Source organism: Rhizobium sp. SRDI943 (genome assembly GCF_057653695.1).
Genome location: NZ_CM172787.1, coordinates 3,701,297 through 3,721,380, shown reverse-complemented (window position 1 = coordinate 3,721,380; position 20,084 = coordinate 3,701,297). Strand labels below are relative to the sequence as shown.

Annotated in this window: 14 protein-coding genes and 2 pseudogenes; 8 read left to right on the top strand and 8 right to left on the bottom strand. The window is 62.5% G+C overall.

The genetic code is table 11. The features are described 5' to 3' along the window. Nucleotides 1-53 precede the first annotated feature (53 nt). The 6 genes from AC245Y_RS18880 to AC245Y_RS18855 form a co-directional block, all read right to left on the bottom strand. The gene (locus AC245Y_RS18880) at nt 54-932 is read right to left on the bottom strand and encodes a transglutaminase family protein (RefSeq protein WP_026157476.1); all 879 of its coding nucleotides are present in this window, start codon (nt 930-932) and stop codon (nt 54-56) included. A 5-nt stretch (nt 933-937) separates the two neighbouring features. Next, complete coding sequence (locus AC245Y_RS18875; protein WP_017995184.1) at nt 938-3,355, bottom strand: circularly permuted type 2 ATP-grasp protein; 2,418 nt, start codon at nt 3,353-3,355, stop codon at nt 938-940. Between the two features lie 38 nt (nt 3,356-3,393). After that, nucleotides 3,394-6,720 (bottom strand): transglutaminase family protein, encoded by a 3,327-nt coding sequence (locus AC245Y_RS18870; protein WP_017995183.1) that lies wholly within the window; start codon nt 6,718-6,720, stop codon nt 3,394-3,396. Nucleotides 6,721-6,879: 159 nt separating this feature from the next. Beyond that, nucleotides 6,880-8,262: a sensor histidine kinase gene (locus AC245Y_RS18865; RefSeq protein ID WP_017995182.1), complete on the bottom strand. Its 1,383-nt coding sequence runs from the start codon at nt 8,260-8,262 to the stop codon at nt 6,880-6,882. Then, the gene (locus AC245Y_RS18860; RefSeq protein WP_012758974.1) at nt 8,259-8,936 is read right to left on the bottom strand and encodes a response regulator; all 678 of its coding nucleotides are present in this window, start codon (nt 8,934-8,936) and stop codon (nt 8,259-8,261) included. The genes AC245Y_RS18865 and AC245Y_RS18860 overlap by 4 nt, the downstream gene beginning before the upstream one ends. 198 nt (nt 8,937-9,134) lie before the next feature. After that, nucleotides 9,135-11,003 (bottom strand): adenylate/guanylate cyclase domain-containing protein, encoded by a 1,869-nt coding sequence (locus tag AC245Y_RS18855; RefSeq protein ID WP_017995181.1) that lies wholly within the window; start codon nt 11,001-11,003, stop codon nt 9,135-9,137. A 436-nt stretch (nt 11,004-11,439) separates the two neighbouring features. On the opposite strand from AC245Y_RS18855, the gene AC245Y_RS18850 reads away from it, so the two are divergent. Continuing rightward, a complete protein-coding gene (locus AC245Y_RS18850; protein WP_026157475.1) occupies nt 11,440-12,309 on the top strand; it encodes an ornithine carbamoyltransferase in 870 nt (289 codons plus the stop codon). A gap of 123 nt (nt 12,310-12,432) precedes the next feature. On the opposite strand, the pseudogene AC245Y_RS18845 reads toward AC245Y_RS18850, so the two are convergent. Further along, nucleotides 12,433-12,826 (bottom strand): annotated as a pseudogene (locus tag AC245Y_RS18845) (transposase); the annotation flags it as partial. A 156-nt stretch (nt 12,827-12,982) separates the two neighbouring features. Between AC245Y_RS18845 and AC245Y_RS18840 the strand changes: the two are divergent. From AC245Y_RS18840 to AC245Y_RS18810, 7 genes and pseudogenes are all read left to right on the top strand, one after another. Beyond that, a complete protein-coding gene (locus tag AC245Y_RS18840; protein ID WP_020487030.1) occupies nt 12,983-13,468 on the top strand; it encodes a hypothetical protein in 486 nt (161 codons plus the stop codon). Nucleotides 13,469-13,688: 220 nt separating this feature from the next. After that, a pseudogene (locus tag AC245Y_RS18835) lies at nt 13,689-13,856 on the top strand (ornithine carbamoyltransferase); the annotation flags it as partial. Between the two features lie 63 nt (nt 13,857-13,919). After that, nucleotides 13,920-14,966: an ABC transporter substrate-binding protein gene (locus AC245Y_RS18830; protein WP_017995178.1), complete on the top strand. Its 1,047-nt coding sequence runs from the start codon at nt 13,920-13,922 to the stop codon at nt 14,964-14,966. 378 nt (nt 14,967-15,344) lie between these two features. After that, nucleotides 15,345-16,289, top strand: coding sequence for a Bug family tripartite tricarboxylate transporter substrate binding protein (locus tag AC245Y_RS18825; RefSeq protein ID WP_012758969.1), 945 nt, complete (start codon nt 15,345-15,347; stop codon nt 16,287-16,289). After that, nucleotides 16,286-16,777, top strand: a complete 492-nt coding sequence (locus AC245Y_RS18820; protein WP_017995177.1) for a tripartite tricarboxylate transporter TctB family protein — start codon at nt 16,286-16,288, stop codon at nt 16,775-16,777. Before AC245Y_RS18825 ends, AC245Y_RS18820 begins: the two co-directional genes overlap by 4 nt. Nucleotides 16,778-16,865: 88 nt before the next feature. After that, nucleotides 16,866-18,383: a tripartite tricarboxylate transporter permease gene (locus tag AC245Y_RS18815; RefSeq protein WP_012758967.1), complete on the top strand. Its 1,518-nt coding sequence runs from the start codon at nt 16,866-16,868 to the stop codon at nt 18,381-18,383. A gap of 156 nt (nt 18,384-18,539) precedes the next feature. Continuing rightward, entirely contained in the window at nt 18,540-18,710 is a 171-nt protein-coding gene (locus tag AC245Y_RS18810; protein ID WP_017995175.1) for a hypothetical protein, read from the top strand. Nucleotides 18,711-18,814: 104 nt separating this feature from the next. On the opposite strand, the gene AC245Y_RS18805 is transcribed toward AC245Y_RS18810, so the two are convergent. Further along, entirely contained in the window at nt 18,815-19,906 is a 1,092-nt protein-coding gene (locus AC245Y_RS18805) for a DUF475 domain-containing protein (RefSeq protein WP_017995174.1), read from the bottom strand. Nucleotides 19,907-20,084: the final 178 nt, after the last annotated feature.

Sequence of the window (20,084 nt, the reverse complement as noted above, 5' to 3'; positions counted from 1 at the left end):
CTTACGGCGTCAATACAATTTTAACGAATCGTCGGATTTTTCCAGTTTTGGGATTATTTCAGTGGGATCACGTCGACCGCCTGGACGGCGCGTTGGCCGCCATAACTTTTCAATACGCCGATGACGGGAACGACGTCGGAATAGTCCCGGCCATAGGCGACCACGATGTGGTCTGTGCCGGCGGGGATGTCGTTGGTCGGGTCGAGCTCGATCCAGCCGTTCGTCTCGCCGCACCAGATCCTGACCCAGGCATGCATGGCGTCCGCCCCTTCCAGCCGTTCCTTGCCGGGCGGCGGGATGGTGCGCAGGAAGCCGGAGACGTAGCCGGCCGGAATGCCGAGGCTTCTAAGCGCCAGGATCATGATGTGGGTGAAATCCTGGCAGACGCCGCGCTTCAATCTGAACGCCTCGAGCGGCGTCGTGTCCACCGTTGTCGCGTCAGGATCGTAGGTGAAATCCTTGTTGATCCGGCTACAGAGCGCATGGGCGATCTGCATCGCCGTCAGATCAGGCACGGCCCAGCTTTGCGCATAGTCGGCGATCTCGCGGGCTTGGGTCAGGCGCGGGCTGTCGCCAAGGAAATGGTGCGGCGAATCCGGCGCCAGCGACCAGATTCCGGCGACCTCCTCCGGCAGGTCGGCAAGCAGCGGCGAGAAATCGGCGGCGATCGGCTGGCTTTCCACCTGCACGCGGGCCTGCATGCGAATGTCGAGCGTCTCGTGCGGCGCGCGCAGCATGAAGGAGGTGGTGGGATTATGGAAGAAATCGACGAAATGCGACTGCTCGTCCGGCGTCGGCGAGATGGTGATCGAGCCGGCGACCAGGCGCTGTCGATTGGTCAGCGACAGCGGCATCAGGCGCATGACGTGGCGAGCGCCGGAGGCCGGCACGTCGTAGATGTAACCCATGCGGAGGGAGAGATCGTAGAGCATCGCCGTCACCCGAGATAGGTTTGGGCGAGCAGATCGGAAAGCTGCTCCAATTCGCGTTCTAGCCGTTGATAGACCTCGGCCCCCATGCCCTCCGGCGTCATCACCGCCAGGCCGGAATGGAGCCGCATCGCTTCGCGGTAGAAGGGCGACATCTGGCCGTTGATCAGGGCATTCGGCAACTGCTCGACTTCATGGTGGATCTCGTTCACCTGGAAAAGGACCGAGCGGGGATTGAGAGGGTCGAGCGCCAGCAGGTCGGTGACGGTCAGCCGCGCCGTGTTGACGTTGTAGCGGCGGCGATGGGTCATGACGCTGTCGCCGATTTCGAGCAGCATGTCGAGCGCGCCGTCGGGCGCTTCCGGGCCGGACATGTGGCCGAGCAGGCGCGTCATGTGCAGGCCGCGCTCGATATAGCGGCCGAGCGAGAGGAAGCGCCAGCCGGTGAAGCGGTACATGTTCTCGTGCACGAGACCGGCGAAGCCCGCGAGCTTGCGCAGAAGGATCGTCATCGCATGGCTGGCGTCGTCGCCGGCAGCGACGGTGACGTGAAAGCGGCGGGCGGTTTTGGCGAGATCGTTGAGTGCCAGCCAGCCGTCCGGGGAGAAACGGTCGCGGATGTTGCTCGCCGAATAAACGGCGCTGTCGATGTTGCGCAAGAGCGTTTCCGGCACGGGTTCGGCGGTATCGATATCGACGGCCGTGAGATACTCGGAGACATCGGCGAGCAGCGGCTGGCTCGGATCGGCAGCTTCGGCGTAACGCGCATGCCAGGCGCGCAGGATGCGCAGCGCCCCTTCGGCACGTTCGATGTAACGGCCGAGCCAGAACAAATTGTCGGCTGCCCGGCTTGGCAGGCTGCCCGGCATGTTGCGGGTAAAGCTGCCCTCGGCCGGCAGCAGCGTGTGGCGCTCGACCGGCTTGTCGCTGACGATCCAGACGTCGGCGGCCGCTCCGCCCGACTGCATGGCGATCGCCGCGACATCGGCGCCGGAGCCGATACGGGCAAAGCCGCCGGGCATGATCTGCCAGCCGTTTGCCGTGCGGGCGGCAAAGACGCGCAGCGACATCGGCCGCGGCACGAGCTTGCCGTCCACCCAGGCGGGCGTCGTCGACAGCGTGACGACCTCCTGGCCGACCAGTTTCGGGCCGTCCGAACTCAGCCAGTCGGTGATGGAATCCTTGGCGGTCGCACGCAGCGACGAGCCGAGCACGGACTCGCCGTTGTCGTCGAAGAAGGGTGCTCGGGAATAGGCCGGGCCGATCACCATCTTCTCGATGTTCTTTGCGACGTGCTCGCGCTCTTCCTTCTGGCCACACCACCAGGTAGCGATCGAGGGCAATTGCAGATCTTCCCCCAGCAGACGGTGGCAGATGGTCGGCATGAAGGCCAGAAGCGCCCGGGTTTCGAGAACGCCGGTGCCGAGCGCATTGACGATGGTGAGGCTTTCGGCGCGCAGCGCTTCCACCAGGCCGGGCGTGCCGATATGCGAATTCTGGTTCAGCTCCAGCGGGTCGGCAAAGGCCGAATCGAGACGGCGCCAGAGCACCCCGATCGGCTTCAGGCCGGCAACGGTGCGCACCATGACGCGGCCCTTCACGACAGTGAGGTCCTCGCCTTCGAGCAGCATGAGACCGAGATAGCGGGCGATGTAGGCGTGCTCGTAATAGGTCTCGTTGGCCGGGCCGGGCGTCAGCACGGCGATGCGGTCGTCGCCCGAATGTTTCATACCCTGTAGTGCGTCGCGGAAGGCGCCGAAGAAGGAGGCGAGGCGGTGGACCGGGGTTTCGGCGTAGATATCCGAGAAGGCCCGGGTCGTCGCGACGCGGCTTTCCAGCGCGAAACCGGCGCCAGACGGTGCCTGCGTCCTGTCGGCCAGCACCCACCAGTTGCCGTCAGGTCCGCGGCCGATCTCGAAGGCGCAGAAATGCAGATAATGGCCGGAGCCCGGCCGGATACCGGCGAGCGGGCGCTGGAATTCGGGATTGGCGGCCATCAGCGCCGGCGGCAGGACCCCTTCCTCCACCAGCCGGTTGTCGCCGTAAATATCGGCAACGATCGCCTCCAGCAGGTCGGCGCGCTGGACGAGCCCCGCCGACAGCGTCTTCCATTCGCGCTCGTCGATCAGCACCGGGATATGCGAAATCGGCCAGGCGCGTTCGCCGGTGCCCTTGCTGCCATAGGCGCGGTAGAAGACGCCGGCATCGCGCAGGTAGCGGTCGGCGCGGGCAAAACGCTCGGCGAGATCCTTTTCCGGCATTGCGCTCAGATGCGAGAGGAAATTCTGCCAGACGGGGCGGACTGCGCCTTTGTTGTCGACCATCTCGTCAGCGGTGCCAGGAAGCGGCGCATAGCCGAAGGCCGCACCCTTGGCGATGCGGACCTCTGCCTCTCCCCTGCGCTCCGCTGCCGGCCTCTTACCCATCAAAACTGAACCCCAACCCCCGGCCCTAACCCTCGGCCTTAAATTCCGGCGGGCCGCCTCAGATCCAGCGTCAGCGGGAATTCAAGCGAACCCGTCTCGGCGTGCGGGATATAACCGCCCGCCGTATGTCCCCACGGCTCGAAGCGGGCGAGCCGCCTTGCTTCCGCTTCGTTGCCGTTGACCGGGAAGGTGTCATAGGTCCGGCCGCCCGGATGGGCAACATGATAGATGCAGCCGCCGATCGAACGCTTCGACCATGTATCATAAATGTCAAACGTCAAAGGCGTGTTGATCGGCAGGACAGGATGCAGACCGGAGGATGGCTGCCACGCCTTGTAACGGACGCCGGCGACCGACACGCCAGCGGTGCCGGTCGGCGTCAGCGGCAGGGTGCGGCCATTGCAGGTGACGGTATAACGCGCGGTATTGCTGGTTTCGAGCCGCACCTGAAGGCGTTCGACGGAGCTGTCGACGTATCGGACGGTGCCGCCCGGCGCGCCTTCCTCGCCCATGACATGCCAAGGCTCCAGCGCCTGGCGCAGTTCGAGCTTCGAGCCCTCGTATTCGACTTCGCCGCAGAAGGGGAAGCGGAATTCGAGCTGGGCCTTGAACCATTCCGGGCTGACGTCGAAGCCGTTTTGGCGAAGGTCGGCGAGCACGTCGAGGAAATCGGTCCAGACGAAATGCGGCAGCATGAAACGGTCGTGCAGGGTCGTGCCCCAGCGGACGAAGTTGCCGTCGACCGGGTTGACCCAAAAACGAGCGATCAGCGCGCGCACCAGCAATTGCTGGGCAAGCGACATGCGCGCATTCGGCGGCATCTCGAAGCCGCGGAACTCGATGAGGCCGAGCCGTCCGGTCGGGCCGTCGGGCGAGAACAGCTTATCGATGCAGATCTCGGCACGGTGGGTATTGCCGGTGACGTCGGTCAAAAGGTTACGGAACAGGCGGTCAACGAGCCAGGGCAGCGGTTGCTGGCCGCTGCCGGGGGCAGCGATCTGCGCCATGGCGATCTCCAGCTCATAGAGGCTGTCGTGACGAGCCTCGTCGATGCGCGGCGCCTGGCTGGTCGGGCCGATGAACATGCCGGAGAAGAGGTAGGAGAGAGAGGGATGACGCTGCCAGTGGAGGACGACGCTCTTCAACAGATCGGGACGGCGCAGGAAGGGGCTGTTGTTCGGATTGGCCGCGCCTACGACGACATGGTTGCCGCCGCCGGTGCCGGTGTGGCGACCGTCGATCATGAACTTGTCGGCGCCGAGCCGGGTGGCGCGCGCTTCCTCGTAGATCGCGGTCGTAATGTCGACGCAGTCCTTCCAGTTCGAGGCCGGATGAATGTTGACCTCAATGACGCCGGGATCCGGGGCGACGCGGATGACGTTGATGCGCTCGTCCTGCGGCGGCGGATAACCTTCGATATGGACGGGAAGCTTGAGTTCGGCTGCGGCGTTTTCGGCTGCGGCGATCAGCTCGAGATAATCCTCGATGCGCTCGACCGGCGGCATGAAGATGCAGAGCCTGCCGTCGCGCGGCTCGACCGACATGGCGGTGCGCACGGCACCGCGGAGTTCGCCGAGCGTCTGTTCGACACGGCCGCGATTGCTCTCATCGGCATGGAAAGAGGCTTCCGGCATGGCGCGGCCGGCCGGTACAAAGACATCAGGCAGCGGTTCGCGCGGGATCGTCGGATCGGCGGGGTGGATATAGGGGTAACGCGCCGGGGCAACATAGGGCAACGTGCCGAGCGGCAGGCGGTAACCGATCGGACTGTCGCCCGGGACGAGGAAGATCTTGCCGCGGCGGGTGCGCCATTTCTCGCTGACCCAGACTCGGCTTTCCGCTGCCTTGGCGTTCCATGCCTGGACCGGAAGAATGTAGCCGGTCGCGACGGTCAGGCCGCGGGCGAAGACGCGGGCGATGCGGTTGCGTTCCTCAGGATCCTTCAGCTTCGAATTCGCCGGATCGACATTTTCGGGAAGGTTGCCTTCCTTGATGATCCAGTCGGCCGGATCTTCATAGGCCGGCTGCACCATGTCAGGCTTGATCGCCAGCTCCTTGGCGATCGCCGTCAGGAGCTTTTCGGCATCCTCGGCGGTAACGCCGGTATCCTTGCCTTCGGCGGCGACCAGATCGAGGTTCTGCCAGACCGGCTTGCCGTCGCGGCGCCAGTAGAGCGAGAAGGTCCAGCGCGGCAGGCTTTCGCCCGGATACCATTTGCCCTGGCCGTAATGCAGGAAACCACCGGGGGCGAAGCGTTCTTGCAGCTTGCGGATCAGGACGTCGGCCTTTTCGCGCTTGGTCGGGCCGACGGCGGCGGTGTTCCACTCCTCGGACTGGAAATCGTCGATCGAAACGAAGGTCGGTTCGCCGCCCATCGTCAGATGCACGTCCTCGGCTTCGAGGACACGATCGACCTTCTCGCCGAGTTCGTTGAGTTCGTCCCAGCTCTCATCGGAGAAGGGCTTGGTGATGCGCGGGTGCTCGGCGACGCGCGATACCTTCATGTCGAAGGCGAATTCGGTTTCGGCCTCGCCGAAATAACCGCCGGAAATCGGAGCGGCATTTCGGAAATGCGGTGTGGCGGCAAGCGGGATGTGGCTTTCCCCGGTCAGCAGGCCGGAGGTCGGATCGAGACCGACCCAGCCGGCACCAGGCAGATAGACCTCAGCCCAGGCATGCAGGTCGGTGAAATCGACTTCGGTGCCGGAGGGTCCGTCAAGCGCCTTCAGGTCCGGCGTCAGCTGGATGAGGTAGCCGGAGACGAAGCGGGCGGCGAGGCCGAGATGGCGAAGGATCTGGACGAGCAGCCAGCTGGTGTCGCGGCAGGAACCCTTGGCGCTTTCCAGCGTCTCCTCCGGCGTCTGCACGCCGGTTTCCATGCGGATGACATAGCCGATCTGCCGCTGCAGGCGGGCATTCAGGCCGACGACCATGTCCACCGTCGGCTGGTCGGGCGACCAGTCGAGCGTCGGCAGCAGCGCCTTGAGGCGCGGACCGGCCGGCTCCGGCGTCATGTAGATCGACAGATCCTCCTGGATCGTTTCGGGGTATCCGAACGGCCACTTGGTTGCCTCTTCCTCGACGAAGAAGTCGAACGGATTGTAGACCGTCATGTCGGCGACGAGATCGACCTCGATCTTGAACTCGGTCACCGGATCCGGAAAGACGTAGCGGGCAAGGTAGTTGCCGTAGGGGTCCTGCTGCAGATTGACGAAATGGTTGGAAGGCGTGACCTTCAGCGAGTGGCTGAGCACCCGTGTCTTCGAATGCGAGGCAGGTTTCAGTCTGATGATCTGTGGGCCGAGGCGAACCGGCTTGTCATAGATGTAATGCGTCAGATGATAGATGCTGGCTTTGATCGACATATTTCTCTTTTTATCCGGCTCGCATCGTCGTGCGGCTTGCTGTTCCCGAGATCAGTGTGTGCAATGCAGCGAAAGAAAGCAAGGCGGAAAGGTCTACAGCGCCGCGCGTCGTTTTAGACGCGCAAAGGACGCAGTCGCATTTTGAATTGCCAAAGGCTTTTACGCTGCCTTGGAAAAGGTAACCGCCGCCTTCAGGCCCTTACCGCCTGTGCCCGGCTCCAGCGTCAGCGCGGCATTGAAAAGATTGGCGATTTCTTCGACGATCGGCAGGCCGAGGCCAGCACCGGGCGCACCGGACTCATTGCCGCGCGAAAAACGCCGGCGCACTGCTTCCAGCTTCTCGCGCGGAATACCGGGGCCATTGTCCTCGACTTCGAGGCGGACCGTCTCTGACGCGGCGATGATGCGGACGGTGACCTCAGCTCCCTTACCGGCATAGGCGATGGCATTGCCGGCAAGATTGCGCAGCATTTCGCCGATCAGCAGCGGCTCGGCGCGGACCATCGCCGGGCTCTCGCCCTCGAAGCCGAGATCGATGCCGGCAACAGCGGCCGTCGGGATCTGTTCGCCGGTGATCTCCTGGGCAATGGCGGCGAGATCGATGGCGGAGGCGGTGAGCGCCTCCTTGGCGGTGGCGGCGTCAATCTTGGCCATCAGGAGAAGCTGGGCGATGATGCGTTCGGCATGTGCCACCGCCTGGTCGCCCTTCAGTGCCGCCGCTTGGGCCTCGTCGAGCGAGCCGGCACGGGCGGAAAGGGCGAGCTGAGTGCGGATGATCGCCAGCGGGGTGCGCAGCTGATGGCTGGCATTGCCGGTGAAATGGCGGAGCGCATCGAGCGCCGATTGCAGGCGGACCATGAAGGAATTCACCGTATCGACGAGCGGTTCGACCTCGCTCGGCACGGTCTGCTCAATCGGATGCAGGTCATCGGGGCTGCGTTCGCCGATGGCGTCGCCGAGCTTGTAGAGCGGGCGCAGAGCCACCGTGACCGAGATCCAGACGATGACGGCAGCGCCCGCGATCATGAAGGCGAGACGGAGTGCGGAGCGGACGAGGATCGCCTGCGCCAGCTGCCGGCGAGCGATGGTGGTTTCGGCGACCGTCACCACGAAGGGCACAGAGCGGATGCCTGTCGAGGCCGAGCGTTCGAGTGTGGCGATGCGGATCGGCTCGCCGCGGAAGCTATCGTCGGCGAAGGCGGCGGCATCGCCCGGCGTCTTCTTGAGGACCGGCAGGGACTGGTAGCCGGTGATGAATTGGCCCGGCGGGCCGTCGACGCGGTAGAAGACGCGATCCTGCGCGGCCGAGGTCAGCATCTCCAGTGCGACATAGGGGATATCGACCTGCAGCGTGCCGTCCTCGGCGACGACGACGCGCTCGGCGATCGCCAGCGCGGAACCGGCGAGCACGCGGTCGGAGACGATATTGGAGGTCTGGACCGCCTCGCGATAGGTATCGGCGAGGGCCAGCGTACCGATGACGGCGGTGGAGACGAGCAGCCAGAAGAGCAGCCGGCGCCGGAGGGAATAGGCGGCTTTCATGAGGCCTCGGGCAGCTTGTCGAGATAATAGCCGATGCCGCGCGCGGTCTTGACGGTCAGGCCGTGCGGCGACAGGCGCTTACGCAGGCGGCTGACATATTGCTCGATGGCGTTTGCGGAAATGTCGTCGTCGAAGGCGGTCAGCGATTGAATGATCGCTTCCTTGGCGACGACCTTGCCGGCCCGCATGAAGAGGATTTCGAGCAGACCGAGCTCGCGAGCAGGAATATCGAGCGGAGTGGCGCCTGCTGAAAAGGTGCGGGAATTGAGATCGAAGGAGATGCCGCCGAAGCTGACCGTCGCCGAGCGCAGCCCGGCCTGGCGGCGTAGCAGCACGCGCACGCGCGCCTCGAATTCGGCAATGTCGAAGGGCTTGATCAGATAATCGTCGGCGCCGAGATCGAGCCCCTTCACCCGCTCTTCCGGCGTGCCGCGCGCGGTCAGGATGAGGACGGCCGCCTGATTCTGCCGGGCGCGCATGGCGCGCAGCACGTCGAGACCGTCCATCTCCGGCAGGTTGAGGTCGAGGATCACCAGATCGAAATTTTCCGCTGCGATGACCGCATTGGCAGACGCCCCGTCATGGACGACATCGACGGCATGGCCCGTGCCGCGCAAGATCGCCGACAGGCCGTCTGCCAGCGCGATATTGTCTTCGGTGAGCAGGATGCGCACGGATGTTTCCCCTGTTTTTCAAGGGAGATTACAGAGATGAAGCAGGGATGTCACAGCGATTTTCAAGCTTACAGCGCCGCGCGTCCTTCAGACGCGCAAAGGACGCTGTAATACTTTGAATCTACGCATCGTGCTTTCCGAAAATCGATTCCGATTTTCGGGCCGATGCGCCAGTGAACGGCCGGGAAAAGCTCGACCTCAGCTCCCGGTCCTTTCGACCCGCTCGCGCTGCATCATTGCGGCGGTGAGCAGCTTCCGGAAGCGGAGATCGTCGCGGATGTTGTCGAGGTCGGAATCATTGTCGAACCATTTGATATGGTAGACGGAACTGTTCGGCAGCAGCTTCTGCAGCAGATCGATCGCCTGGTCGACGTCGCCGAGGACGGAGTAGACGCAGGCGAGATTATACTGCGCGACGATGTCGTCGGGATCGATGGCGATCGCGCGGGCGGCCCAGTCGCGTGCCCTTGCAGCGTCGCCGAGATGGGCAAGCGCCAGCGCGCCGCGATGGGCGGGGCCTGAATTTTCCGGGTTGACGTTCAAGGCCCGTTCGGCGCGCAGCAGGCCGAGGCGCGCCCAGTTTTCCGTATCCAGCACCCGGCCGAGCGAGCGGTAGGCCGACATCAGATGGATCGGCGAGACGTAGTCATCAGGGCGGATTGCGGCGGCGCGGGTGAAATATTGCACGGATTCGGCGAAGTTGCCGTGCATGAAGAAGAACCGGGCATAGTGGAAATTCGCCTCGAAGAGGTTCGGGTCGAGCGCCAGGGCACGTTCGAAGGCTGCCGCCGCCCTGTCGTCATAGCCGCTCTGATGCAATGCGAGACCATGGGAGGCGTGGGCTTCGGGAAGGTCAGGATCAAGCGCCAGGGCGCGGGCGCTCATCTCGAGGATGCGTCTCAGCGGCACGTCATCAGGCGCCCAGTCACGGATCGCCGCGTCGCAATCGGCGATGCCGGCATAGGCGCGGGCATAATCCGGATCGAGCTCCACCGCCTTGCAGAACATGCGCCTTGCGAGCTGTAGATAGGATTTGGTCCAGGTGTGGGAGAGCTGGCGGCCCCTGAGATAATAGGTATAGGCCTCGACATTGGCGGTCGGCTCAGTCGCGATCGCCTTCTTCTCTTCCGGCAGCAGGCGCACCTTCAACTGGCCGACGATCGCATGGGTGATCTCGTCCTGGATGGCGAAGATGTCGGTCATGTCGCGGTCGTAACGCTCGGCCCAGAGATGGTCGCCATTGGCAGTGTCGATCAGTTGGCCGGAAATGCGCACGCGATTGCCGACGATGCGCACACTTCCCTCGAGCACGTAGCGTACGCCAAGCTCCTGGGCGAGCCGCTTCACCTTTACCGATATGCCCTTGTAGGTGAAGATCGTATTGCGCGGCACGACGTGCAGGCTGGAGATCTTGGAGAGATCGGTGATGATGTCTTCGGTGATGCCGTCAGAGAAGTAATCCTGGTCGGCATCGCCGCTCATATTGGTAAAGGGCAGCACCGCGATGAAGCAGGTGTTGCGGTTCTGCGCCACCAATCTGGCGGAGGAAGGCGGCGCCAAGCTGACGGTATAGACCTGAACGGGCTGTCTGATGTTCTTCAGCATATGTTCGCCGATGAATTCGAAGCCAAGATTGAGGCGCGAGCCGACTTGGTCACGCACCGAGGCCGACACGGCGATGCCGCCCGGCGCTGCGATACGCTCAAGCCTGGCGGCGAGATTGACCCCATCTCCGAATATGTCGCCGTTCTCGACCACGACGTCGCCGAGATTGATGCCGATACGGAATTCGACGCGCTCGTCCTTGGGCACCTTCTCGTTACGGGCGGCCATGCTGCGCTGGATCTCGGCGGCACAGGCCACCGCATTCACCACGCTCTGGAATTCGGCAAGGATGCCATCGCCGGTGAGTTTAACGATCCGGCCCTTGTAGTCTGAAATACGAATGTCGACCAGCTCGCAGCGATGGCGGTTCAGCGCCTGCAACGTGCCGGATTCATCGATGCCCATCAATCGGCTGTAGCCGACGACGTCTGCAGCGAGAATAGCGCTCAGTCGTCGTTCCATGACCCCTCCCATGGATCTTCCCAGTTTAGTCTAGCTTTTTATAGAGTTTTTGTCGCATAGAGTCGTCCCCCGAAATAAGAAATTCGGGCGGTCTCGACGTTTTAACGCGGCAGCGCGACCATATAACGTCGTCGATCTTCATCAATACTCTAAATGGGTGAAGGATGGAGCCAGTTACTAATCCTTTGTGATGAAAAAGCAATTTGCTTCGGAGAAAAACCCAGTGTTCTGCCTTGGCCGATACTTCCCGTGTCGGCATCATAAAACCGATCGCCGAACGATTTAAGGCTTGAGCCGGACCCAGGGGCATGGCTTGGAAGACGAATCGCCAGGATATCCAACGCGGTATGCAATGTGATTCGCGGTTGCTTCGGCGATTGTCGTGAGGCCAGCGAAAGGTATTGTGGTGACGTGTCATGGCTGACGGAGATTTTGGATGACGGATTTGGCCCGGAATTTTCTGGAGTTTCACGACATTCCGGAGGCCGGGCTGCGGTCGATCATCGGTCGCGCCGGTGAGCTTGCCAAAGCCTGGGATGAGCGCACGATGCCGCAGAGCCTTGCGGGCAAACGCGTCGCGCTGATTGTCGATGACGGCGGCTGGCGCAATACCACCGCCTTCGATCTCGGCATCCAGGCGATGGGCGGTATTTGCGTGCATGTGCCGATCGGCTTCAATGCCAGGGAGGAAACCGGCGATCTCTCGGGTTATCTCGGCAACTGGTTCGACATGCTGGTGATCCGCACGAAGGAGTTTGCGACATTGAAGGCGGTGGCGGCAGCCTCGCCGGTCCCTGTCATCAACGCGCGCACAGGCTCCAACCATCCCTGCGAGACGCTCGGCGACCTTGCCTATATCAACAGCCGGCGCGGCTCGATCGATGGGTTGAAGGTCGTTGGCGTGGCGGCGGACGCAAATATCCTCCGCTCCTGGGCCGAAGCGTCGATCGCATTGCCGATCGAGGTGGTGCAGGTCTATCCCGAACGCTGGCACATTCGTGACGCCGCGCTGCTCAACGGGCGCTTCCGTGTGAGCAACGATATGGGCGAACTATCGGATGCCGACGTCGTCATCACCGATTCATGGCCGGGAGATGCAGCCTCGGACGCGCTCGCCAGCTACCGGATCGGGGCCGATGTGCTCGATCGTTTGCGGGAGGATGCGATCTTTCTGCCGTGCCCGCCGGTTCGGCGCGGCCAGGAGGTGACGGCGGAGGCGATGACGCATCCGCTCTGCCAAAGCCGCGTCGCCAAGGCCTTTCTGTTGCATGCGCAAAATGCGCTGATGGAGTGGGTCGCGACCTAGAGCGATTCAGCTTTTAACGGAAGCGCAGAACCGCTCTATCCTTTTGTCTTTACGCAATTCCCGGCAAAAGTGCTTCGCGCTTTGCCTGGGAAAACCGCTACACACTTTTCCTGCCTCGTTGAGCGATGGCGTTGGATATGATTTTGCCATCTTGGCTCTTGCGTGCTGTGTTGAGAACATCCATCGGATGCGATGGCCCTTTCGGTGCGGCGTCGCAGCCAGGTCCGGACCTCGGTTTCAAGGCTGTCGCGACTGGCGATGCGGCGGTCAAGACATTGGCGGCACAGGACGCCGATCTCGATCTCGACCATATTGAGCCAATTGGCGTGCTTGGGCGTGTAGTGGAACTCCAGACGTCGCAAAATCCGGCGCTCCTCGGCGGCTGGGAAGGTCTGATAGACGGCGGAGGTCGTGTGGGTTGATAGGTTATCCATCATGACACGAACCTTGTCGGCGCCGGGATAGTCGACGTCGACAAGGCGCGCATGCAGATGGCCAAGTCCTCATTGGCGCGGCGGCACCGCCGTCTTCTGGAGCCCATCGGCAACATTCCACCAGCCGAAGCTGAAGAACGATACTACGTCATGCTGGACGCGCCAGCCATGGCCGCATAACTTAAACCAAACGGTCTCCGGCAAACCCGGGCGGTTCCCCTTGAACGAGAGAACACACAATGCTTGGTTTCCTACGACGCAAAGCAGAGCCGGACCCATCACCCAAAATTCTGCGGGTTCCGTCGAAAAAGTTCAACGCCGCTGTGGGTGCTGCTATGGCGGCCATTCATGAGTTAGAGGAGATCACGACACGCGCAAAGTCTCGGATGAGCGATCAAAAGAGACCAATCGGGCAAGGAGACCTTGAGGAAGTCCTACGAATGCTGTCCGATGCAAAGCGGCGAATTGATAGTGAAATGGAAGATGAAATAGCAAAATCTGACGATCAAGGTGACACTGAATGGAACAAGGACGGATATGATCTACTTGTGGCTCCAACTTTTCGAATGGCCAACTCACCCCAGGAAATAATTGATCTTACGTTGAGAGCTTCAGACGGTGGCGCTAAGAGTGCCCGATTGGTGTATCAACTGGTAATTGCAGAGATGGATGTTGCTGTTGCGCGTTATTATGTGACGCTAAACACAGGCATCAAAACTGAATAGGAGCAAACCAGCTCAAATGTGGTTTGGATGCATAGGGGACACCTAGGTCGCGAAGTTGGGTCGCCTAGTAGTAAAGTGCTCCCCGACCCCAAATGCCACTCAGCCCGCCCGCGTTCGCCCAGAGAATGGCTTCCTCCGTCGGCCCAATCCCGCTCCTTGAGCTCCCGGATGGCGATGGACGCCTTGTCGGCCAATGCAGTGAGTTTGTCGATCAGGGTATCTGCTCGATCGTTTGTCGGAGGGTGCGATCTCCCTGCCGTGCCCGCCGGTTCGGCGCGGCGAGGAGGTAACGGCGGGGGCGATGGAACATCCGCTCTGCCGAAGCCGTATCGCCAAGGCTTTTCTGCTGCATGCGCAGAATGCGCTGATGGAGTGGGTCGCTGCCTAGTCCGGTGCCCTTGCTCCTCTGGACGCGCTCAGGCATTGTTGCGGCATGAGGAGAGTTTTCATCTTGCTGCTGGCGTTCTGGCCGGGCTTCGCGGTCGCCGATCAGGCCTTCTATCCGGCGAAGTCGGGCAATGCCGATGCGCCGGTGCTGACGGTTTATTCCTCGCTCGACGAGCCTCTGGCGCAGCCAATGATCCGGGGTTTCCTGGAGGCCAATCCCGATGTCGCGGTCAAATACGAGGACATGCTGACCGGCGACATCTACGACCGGATCGTCAGGGAGACGGATGCCGGCAAGAAGACGGCGGATTTCGCCTTTTCCTCGGCGATGGACCTGCAGGTAAAGCTTTCCAACGACGGATATGCCCAGGTCAGCAACCTGCCGATGAGCGGTGCATGGCCGAAATGGGCGAACTGGCGCAACACCGCCTATGCGCTCACCTTCGAGCCGGCGGTGTTCGTCTATCACAAGCCGAGCTTTGCGCATGAGCCGGTGCCGAGCTCGCGGGCTGAATTCGTCGATTATCTGAAACGCAAGGGCAACGACGTCTATGGGCGGATCGGCACCTACGATATCGAGCGCTCGGGCGTCGGCTTTCTTTTCATGGCGCGCGACCAGGAGCAGTTCGGCGACATCTGGTCGGTGATCGGGGCGATGGGGGCTGCCGGCGTCAAGCTTTATTCGACGAGTTCGGCGATCCTCGAACGCGTTGCCGACGGGCGCTTCGTGCTCGGCTACAATATTCTCGGCTCCTATGCGGCCGACTGGGCGTCGCGCTATCCCGATGTCGGCATCGTGCTGCCGAAGGATTATACCGTGGTGATGTCGCGGATCGGGCTGGTGCCGCAGGCGGCCGCCGAGCCGGAACTCGGGCGGCGCTATCTCACCTTCTTCATGTCGAGGGAAGGGCAGACGATCCTGGCGCGCGAGCTGCAGATCCCCGCGGTCAGCCCCGAGGTGGCAGGCGAGAATACCGCCAATACGCTGCAGGAACTGCTCGGCGCCCAACTGCGGCCGGTGCCGGTCAGCCCCGGACTGATGGTCTATCTCGACCAGGTGAAGCGGGCGCGGCTGATCGCGCACTGGAACGAGGTTCTGCGGATGCAGTGAAGGCGCTTTCGGTGGGCTTCGCCCTCCTTATAGGCTTTGGATCGCTCCGCCCGTAGCTCTCGCCAGATGAGGCTCGCGGCCATACTTCGCGGCGACTAGAAGTACTGGCCATGCGGCAGCGAAGAACCGGGATTTAGACCGGCAACTGCCAATTACGGCAAAAAAGTGTCGTGTCCTTCTGGATATCTCACCGATGTCAGCTAAATGACAGGTTGTTGTGGTCGCTTTGGCTACTTCTTCTCCGTGGAGGCGGAGAGCTGAAGCCTTGGGAGGTATTTCCGCTCGTCATTCAGGACGCTTGCGTCCGCTGGCAGCCATTCCTCCCGATTCCCTTGAGAATAACAGGCGGTCTGCTCAGCCGCCGACGGAGGACACATCGTGAAGCATACGTTCATTGCAACCCTTCTTGCAGCGACTATCGCGCTGCCGGCCTATGCGGCCGATTACACCATCATCGCGCCGGCCGCTCCCGGCGGCGGCTGGGACCAGACGGCCCGTTCGCTGCAGACCGCGCTGCAGCAGGAGAAGATCTCCGGCAACGTGCAGGTCCAGAACGTTCCGGGCGCCGGCGGCACCATCGGCCTTGCGCAGTTCAGCAGCCAGGCTGCCGGCAACCCGAATTCGCTGATTGTCGGCGGCTATGTCATGGTCGGCGCGATCCTCACCAACAAGTCGCCGGTGACGCTCAAGGATGTCACGCCGATCGCTCGTCTGACCGGCGAGTATGAGGCCGTCGTCGTTCCTGCCGCGTCCGAGATCAAAACCATGGCCGACCTGGTCGCGGCGCTGAAGAAGGATCCGGGTGCGGTTTCCTGGGGCGGCGGCTCTGCCGGCGGCACCGACCACATCGCCGTCGGCCTGATCGCCAAGGCTTCCGGCGTCGACCCGACCAAGATCAACTATGTCGCCTTTTCCGGCGGCGGTGAAGCGCTCGCCGCCATTCTCGGCGGCCAGGTCACGGCTGGCGTCTCGAGCTATAGCGAATTCGAATCGCAGGTGAAGTCGGGCACGCTCCGTCTTCTCGCCGTATCCAGCGACAAGCGTATCGACGGCGTCGATGCGCCGACGCTGAAGGAAGCCGGCACCGACGTCACCATTCAGAACTGGCGCATGGTTGCCGCTGCTCCCGGCCTGTCGGCAGAGCAGGTGGCAAGCGTCACCGCCGATTTCGAGAAACTGCACAGCTCCGCCACCTGGCAGGAAACCCTGAAGACCAAGGGCTGGGCCGACACCTATCTGTCCGGCGACGCCTTCAAGGCGCAGCTCGAAAAGGATGTCTCGGCCACTGAAGGCATTCTCAAAGATATCGGACTTGTTCAATGAGCGAGGATAGCCCCTCCTCGGCAACCGAACGCCGCCCTGATTGGGCGGCGTTCATCATTGCCGTTTTCCTCTTCGTCGTCGCCGGCGTGATGGCCTGGGATGCCTTGCATCTGAAAACGATTGCGCAGTACGACCGCATCGGTCCGGCGACTGTGCCTCAAGTGGTGGCACTCGGCCTCTTCTGTCTCGGGATCTGGACCGCCTTCGAAGCCTGGCGCGGCGATTTTCCCGAACGTGACCGGCAGGAAGTCGCACCCGTCATCTGGATCGTCGCCGGTCTTGCCGGCCAGATGCTGCTTTTGCGCGTCGCCGGCTTCTCGATCGCGACCGGCATCCTCTTCGCGCTGACGGCACGCGGCTTCGGCAAGCGTAAGCTCTGGATCTCGCTGCCGCTTGGCATCGTCCTCAGCTTTGTCGTCTGGGCGATCTTCTCGCAGCTGCTGCAACTGACGCTGCCGGCCGGCCCGCTCGAACATCTGTTCTTCTGACCGCGCGGACGCGCTGTCAGCTCTTTTGATTTTGCGCGGCGCCTGACCCCGAAATCGGATGGTCGGGAACGCCGCTTGGGACACCAAGATGAGCACATTCGAATTCCTATGGCAGGGTATCCTGGTTGCGATGCAGCCGATGAACCTGGTTTATGCGCTGGTCGGCGTGACGCTGGGCACCGCCGTCGGCGTGCTTCCCGGCATCGGCCCGGCACTCACCGTGGCGCTGCTGTTGCCCGTCACCTACAAACTCGATCCGGGCGGCTCGCTGATCATGTTCGCCGGCATTTATTACGGCGGCATGTATGGCGGTTCGACGACCTCGATCCTGCTCAACACGCCGGGTGAAAGCGCCTCGATCGTCACCGCGCTCGAGGGCAACAAGATGGCGCGCGCCGGGCGCGGCGGACCGGCGCTGGCGACGGCGGCGATCGGCTCCTTCGTCGCCGGCCTGATCGCGACGCTCGGGCTTGCCTTCATCGCTCCCTACATCGTCAAGCTGGCGCTGGTTTTCGGGCCGCGCGAATATTTCGCGCTGATGGTACTTGCCTTCGTCACCGTCTCCTCGGCTTTCGGCGATTCAGCGCTCAGGGGCCTGACCTCGCTGTTTATCGGCTTTGCGCTCGCCATGGTCGGCATCGACCAACAGACGGGGCAGGCCAGGCTTTCCTTCGGCATTCCCGACCTGCTCGACGGCGTCGAGGTAACGACCTTGGCGGTGGCGATGTTTGCGATCGGCGAGACGCTTTATATCGCCGCGCAGGGCAACCGGATCGCGGAAAAGATCGAGGCGGTCAAGGGTTCGCTCTGGATGACCGCTGAGGACTGGTCGCGCTCATGGAAACCCTGGCTGCGCGGCACGCTGATCGGTTTCCCGATCGGCGCGATGCCGGCCGGCGGCGCCGAAATCGGAACTTTCCTCTCCTATGCGACCGAAAAGCGGCTGGCGAAAAACCCGGAAGAGTTCGGCCACGGCGCGATCGAAGGGGTGGCCGGTCCCGAGGCAGCAAACAACGCCTCGGCCGCCGGCACGCTGGTGCCGCTTCTGACGCTCGGCCTGCCGACGACGGCGACGGCGGCGATCATGCTTGCCGGCTTCCAGCAGTACGGCTTGCAGCCGGGGCCGCTGCTGTTTGCCACCAATCCGCAGCTCGTCTGGGGACTGATCGCCAGCCTGCTCATCGCCAATGCGATGCTTTTGGTGCTGAACCTGCCGATGATCGGGCTCTGGGTAAAGCTGCTGACAATCCCGAAGCCATGGCTCTATGCCGGTATCCTGCTGTTTGCGACGCTTGGGACAATCGGCGCCAATCCATCCGTGTTCGAGCTCGGCATGCTGCTCACTTTTGGCCTGCTCGGCTATGTGATGCGGCTGTTCGGCTATCCGATCGCGCCTACCGTCGTCGGCCTGATCCTCGGCCCGCTTGCCGAACAGCAGCTGCGCCGAGCGCTGGCGATCAGCCAGGGCGACGTCACGACGCTTGTGATGTCGCCGATCGCGGCAGGCTTGCTCATCGTTGCAGCCGCCGCCTTCCTCATCCCGCTGATCCTGCGGCTGCGCGGCAGAGGTCAGGTGCTGTCGCAACTTGCGGCAAACGAAGACTAAAATAAGAAGACGATCCACCCCTCCCTCGAGGCCGGCCATGGAGACATGTGCCGGCCTGCTGTTTATGCATGGCTGAGGTGATTTTCTGAGCATTGTGGAGGTCTATGCGTGACGCCATCTATGGACAGTCAATCATAGAGCAAGAGGAAAAGGACAATGTCCGCACTTCGCAATTCAATCCGTACTGGCTTCTTTGGCCGCGCATTCGCCGTCCTTGGGGCTGCAAACGCTGTCAGCGCCGCTGTCGAAGCAGGCCGTCGGCCGCGCGCCAATGATCTCACGAAGCTCGGCATCGACCCGGCCACCTTCGGTCAGGTCTCCCGCTAACACCTTCAAGCCATGCATGAATGAATTAGCCCGCAACCGGATGGTCGCGGGCTTTATTTTTATCCCTACGGATGCAGCAGCGCGGCGCGCTGTGACACCCGATGTCAGGCGTGAAGCTCCTCCTGTCTGATGCCATGACCCTCCACCTTTTCGCGCCTGTTGTGGCGGATGGATGACCAGAGGGACAGGCCGATCAAGGCCGCGCCGCCGAGGCCGGTGATGACTTCGGGGATGTGCACCATGGTCTGCGCATACATGATCACCGAGAGGATCAGGATGGCATAGAAGGCGCCATGTTCGAGATAGCGGTATTCGGCAAGTGTTCCCTTCTCCACCAGCATGATCGTCATCGAGCGCACATACATGGCGCCGATGCCGAGGCCGATGGCGATGACGAAGAGGTTCTGCGTCAGCGCAAAGGCGCCGATGACGCCGTCGAAGGAGAAGCTGGCGTCCAGCACTTCTAGATAGATGAAGGCGCCGAGGCCACCCTTGGCGGCAGCGCTCATCGTCTGCTGCGAGGCATCGAGCAGCCCGCCGACCACCTCGACCGCGAGGAAGGTGAGCAGGCCGTAGATGGCGCAATGGACGAAGACAGTGGCTTCCTCGCCGCCGATCAGCCAGGAGAAAACCAGCATCAGCGCCAGCACGAAGGCGATCTCGATACCCTTGATGGTGGCGGAACGCGCCATCATCTTTTCAAGGCCGCCGATCCAGTGCACCTGCTTCTGGTGATTGAAGAAATAGTTGAGGCCGACCATCATCAGGAAGGTGCCGCCGAAGGCTGCGATCGGCAGGTGCGCGTCGTTCATGATGCGGGCATATTCGGCAGGCTCGCGAGCGGCAAGCACCAGAGCATCCCAGGGGCCGATCTGTGCCGCGATCGCGACGATCGCCAGCGGGAAGACGATGCGCATGCCGAAGACGGCGATGATGATGCCCCAGGTGAGGAAGCGCTTCTGCCAGACCGGCGTCATCTCCTTCAGCTTGTTGGCGTTGACGATGGCATTGTCGAAGGAGAGGGAGATCTCCAGCACGGCAAGCACCGTGCAGATGAAGAAGACGGTCGCCATGCCGCCGATCGTGCCGGTCGTCTGCCAGCCGAGCACGGCGCCGAGAACGAGGCCGAGGGCAGTGACGATGAAAGCCCAGCGGAAATAGCTGAGCGAGGATTTAGAGGTCACAGTCTGGTTCATGGCCGCACCTCGCGGCCGCAAATCGTGTCGAAGAGGGTGGAAAAATTGGAAAGACGCCGCACGCCACAACGGGCACGCGGGTCAGGCATGGTGAGCTTGTTCATCGATGAAAAATCCGCCGGCTAAGCTGCAGGCGGTACCGACATCACGAGAGCGCCGTAAAACTCTCGCCAGAGGG